This window comes from Ruegeria sp. L11 (genome assembly GCF_056531755.1).
In genome coordinates, this window is the sequence record NZ_JBQFMI010000034.1 from 1 (window position 1) to 4,342 (window position 4,342).

At 57.0% G+C, this 4,342-nt stretch carries 3 protein-coding genes; all 3 read left to right on the forward strand.

Features of this window, described 5'->3' with window-relative positions; genetic code table 11:
- The first annotated feature begins 17 nt into the window (after positions 1–17).
- The 3 genes from ACR0CE_RS20295 (at position 18) to ACR0CE_RS20305 (ending at position 4,303) form a co-directional block, all read left to right on the forward strand.
- Positions 18–1,037, forward strand: a complete 1,020-nt coding sequence (locus tag ACR0CE_RS20295) for a putative 2-aminoethylphosphonate ABC transporter substrate-binding protein (RefSeq protein WP_480833591.1) — start codon at positions 18–20, stop codon at positions 1,035–1,037.
- Positions 1,038–1,169: 132 nt separating this feature from the next.
- Positions 1,170–2,285, forward strand: coding sequence for a putative 2-aminoethylphosphonate ABC transporter ATP-binding protein (locus ACR0CE_RS20300; RefSeq protein WP_267365559.1), 1,116 nt, complete (start codon positions 1,170–1,172; stop codon positions 2,283–2,285).
- On the forward strand, positions 2,282–4,303 hold the full coding sequence (locus ACR0CE_RS20305) for a putative 2-aminoethylphosphonate ABC transporter permease subunit (protein ID WP_480484610.1): 2,022 nt from the start codon (positions 2,282–2,284) through the stop codon (positions 4,301–4,303). Before ACR0CE_RS20300 ends, ACR0CE_RS20305 begins: the two co-directional genes overlap by 4 nt.
- The last annotated feature ends 39 nt before the right edge of the window (positions 4,304–4,342 follow it).

Below are 4,342 nucleotides of genomic sequence, written 5' to 3' on the forward strand. Positions count from 1 at the left end.
ACCAACAGAGGAAAACCATGAAACGGACGACATCATTTTATTCGGCATTGGCGGTCGGTTTACTGACTGCGACGGTTGCGGCATCGGAGACGGAACTGACAGTTTACACCGCCGTTGAGGCGGAGGATCTGGCGAGGTATGCAGAGACGTTCAACCAGAGTAACCCGGATATCAAGATCAACTGGGTTCGGGACTCGACGGGGATCATCACCGCGAAACTGCTGGCTGAACGGGACAACCCACAGGCGGATGTGGTCTGGGGGTTGGCTGCGACCTCTCTGCTGCTGTTGAAATCCGAAGGGATGCTGGAGCCTTATGCCCCGGTTGGCGTAGACAAGCTGGATGCGAAATTCGTCGATGGTGACAACCCGCCTGCCTGGGTTGGCATGGACGCCTGGGTTGCCTCGGTTTGCTACAACACGGTTGAGGCGGAAAAGGCCGGGCTGAAGCCGCCCACTTCGTGGAAGGACCTGACTGATCCGATGTACAAGGATCAGGTGATCATGCCGAACCCGAATTCCTCTGGCACGGGGTTCCTTGATGTGTCCAGCTGGCTTCAAATGTTTGGCGAAGAAGGTGGCTGGGAATACATGGATGCGCTGCACGAGAATATTGCGCGCTACACCCATTCCGGCTCGAAGCCTTGCAAACTGGCGGCGGCGGGCGAGATCCCGATTGGTATTTCTTTTGCGTTCCGTGGGGCGAAGTCCAAAGCTGATGGTGCACCGCTGGAGATCATTGTGCCTTCGGAAGGCGTCGGCTGGGACATGGAAGCAACCGCGATTGTGGCCGGTACCGCAAATCTGGAAGCCGCGCAGAAGCTGGTGGACTTCACCGTCACCAAAGAGGCCAACGAGATGTACAATACCGGCTATGCGGTCGTGGCGTATCCCGGCGTTGCAAAACCGGTTGAACACTTCCCAGAAGGTCTTCTGGATGCGATGATCAACAATGATTTCGAGTATGCCGCCAACAATCGCGCGGCAATCCTGAAGGAATGGCAGTCTCGCTATGACGGAAAGTCTGAAGCGAGATAATTCCATTGGCAGGAGGGGCTTTTGTGCCGCTCCTGCCCGCCACTCTCTTGTTCCCACCAACACAACCAACTCACCCGGCGCGCACCGGCCAGGATCGGTCGTGCCCGAGGTGCAGATGTGAGGACCTCTCCCGTGCTTCAGAAAACACCACCCGGTGAACTGTATCTCAGCATCCAGAATTTGTGGAAAGCGTTCGGCAGCTTTCTGGCACTCAAGGACATCTCTCTTGAAATCAAAGAAGGTGAATTCATTTGTTTCCTTGGCCCGTCCGGCTGCGGCAAGACCACCTTGTTGCGGGCGATTGCCGGGCTGGATCTGCAGACCAAGGGTACGGTTATGCAGGATGGCAAGGACGTCTCCAACCTGCCCCCGTCCGAGCGCGATTTCGGGATTGTGTTTCAGTCCTATGCGCTGTTCCCGAACCTGACGATCGAAAAGAACATCGCATTTGGCCTTGAAAACACGGGCCGCAGCAAGTCGGATATCGCGGTTCGGGTGAGCGAGCTGCTGAACCTTGTTGGTCTGCCGGATCAGGGCAGGAAATACCCGGCGCAATTGTCCGGTGGCCAGCAGCAGAGGATTGCGCTGGCCCGCGCCATTGCAACCAATCCCGGTCTGCTGCTGCTGGACGAACCCCTGTCGGCGCTGGACGCCAAGGTGCGCGTTCACCTGCGGCATGAGATCAAGGAATTGCAGCGCAAGCTGGGTGTGACCACCGTGATGGTGACGCACGATCAGGAAGAAGCGCTGGCCATGGCCGACCGCATCGTGGTGATGAACCACGGGGTGATTGAACAAGTCGGATCGCCCACGGAGATCTACCGCGAACCGGCCAACCTGTTCGTGGCCGACTTTATCGGTGAAATGAACCAGATCCGATCTCAGGTCACCAAAGGCGGGCGGTTGAGCGTCGGGGAAAAGACCTTTGCCTGCCTCAGCCACACGTTCAATGATGGCACTCCGGTCATCGCAGCCATTCGTCCCGAAGACATCATCCCTCATGAAGCTGGTTATCTTGACACGGGCGGCAATCGGAACTGCATCGAGGTCACGCTTGATGAAATGGAGTTTCTGGGCTCGTTCTGGCGCTGCCGCCTGAACAACGAGCGGTTCGGATCTTCTGAACTGATCGCGGATTTTTCGATCAACGCCGTGCGTCGTCTTGAGCTGGAAGAGGGGTGCAGCATGGTGATCGAGCTTCCCGAGAACCGCCTGATGGCGTTTGACCTTCCGGAGGCTGCGGCATGAGCACGATGTCGACCAATCACGACACATTGCCTGTCGGGCCGGATATCAGGCCCAGGCTCAGCCGCGATGACATCCTGATGCGCGGAAGCATGATGGTGATCGCGCTCTATCTGATCGTGACACTGGCGCTGCCGCTTTACACGATGCTTTCCAAGTCCTTCTCGACCTACCGGGTCGAGCTGTCCCAGTATGAGTTTCAGGTCAGTGATGAAGCGGGTGTGTTTGACGGAACGATCCTGACGGCTGACGAACTGAACAGGCAATTGGGGGTGTATTCCGACACCGATCTGACAACCGGCTCGGACGGGCGTTTGCCGGTGACCGGGTTTTTTCCGGATTTCAGCTTTCGCAGCCCGGTCATGTACCAGATGCGGAACACGACGGAGGCCGGGCGCTTTCTGGTCGGGTCGACTTTGAACGAAGGCACCGATTGGGTCGAGCTTGATTCCAACACGTTCCGCCGGGTGCAGATGCGGCCGGTTCAAGCGCGGGGTCTGGGCAACTTCATCAACTACTTCTCAACCCCGGCCCTGTTCAACTCGATCAAGAATTCCCTTTGGATTTCGGTTGTCAGCACAATCGTTACGGTGACGCTGGCGTTCTGGTTTGCCTATGCGCTGAACCGAAGCTGCATGCGGTTCAAGGGGGTCTTTCGCCTGATCGCGATGGCGCCGATTCTGGTTCCCTCGCTGCTGCCGGGCATCGCGCTGGTCTACCTGTTCGGCAATCAGGGGATGATCAAGGAGTTGCTGTTCGGCGCCAGTATCTACGGCCCCATAGGCATCGTGATCGGATCGGTCTTCTTTACCTTTCCACACGCGTTCCTGATCATATCGACCGCGCTCGCGATATCGGATGCGCGGTTGTACGAGGCCGCTGTCAGCTTGCGCTCAACCCCCTGGCGGACATTCTGGACCGTTACCATACCCGGCGCGCGCTATGGCCTGATTTCCGCAGCCTTTGTCGTGTTCAATCTGGTGATCACCGATTTTGGCCTGCCAAAGGTGATCGGCGGCCAGTTCAACGTGCTTGCCGTGGATATCTACAAACAGGTGATCGGCCAGCAGAACTTTGAGATGGGCGCCGTGGTCTCGGTGGTTCTGGTCATCCCCGCAATTCTGGCTTTTGCCATCGACCGGATGGTTCAGTCCAAGCAGGTGGCGCTGCTGTCTGCGCGCTCGGTTCCATATCAGGCAACACCAAACCCAAAGACTGATCGCATATTCCTGATCTACTGCAGTTTGATCGGCCTGTTCATTGTTGGTCTTCTGGCCGTGTGTCAGTTTGCGGCGTTGATCAAGTTCTGGCCCTACGATCTGAGCCTGAGCCTCAAGAATTACCAGTTCGACAAGATGGATGGCGGCGGCTGGGGATCGTATTTCAACTCGATCAAACTGGCTTTCCTGACGGCGGTGATCGGCACGACGGTTGTCTTCTTCGGGGCGTATCTGGTGGAAAAATCGAACGGCTTCAAAACCGGGCGGTCGATCTTTCAGATGTTCGCCATGCTGCCGATGGCCATTCCGGGCATGGTTCTGGGACTGTCGTATATCTTCTTCTTCAACAACCCGTCCAATCCGTTCAATGCGATCTACGGCACCATGGCGATCCTGGTGGTTTGCACGGTGACGCATTTCTATACCGTATCGCACCTGACGGCGGTCACCGCTCTCAAGCAGATGGATAAAGAGTTCGAGTCGGTGTCGGCCTCTCTCAAACAGCCAACAATGAAGCTGTTTGCCCGCGTGACGGTGCCGGTCTGCCTGCCTGCGGTGCTGGACATCTCGATCTATCTGTTCGTCAACGCGATGACGACCGTGTCGGCGGTTGTGTTCCTCTACTCACCCAAAACCACACTCGCGTCCATCGCGGTGCTGAACATGGATGATGCCGGGGATATCGCACCCGCAGCCGCAATGGGCATGATGATCTTCTACACCAACGCAGCCGCCCGGATCTTTCATTTGATGGCATCAAAAGGCATCCTGGCCCGCACACAGGCCTGGCGCAGCAGGTAATCCACAAAAAAAACTCAATATCCCCGCAGATCACATATC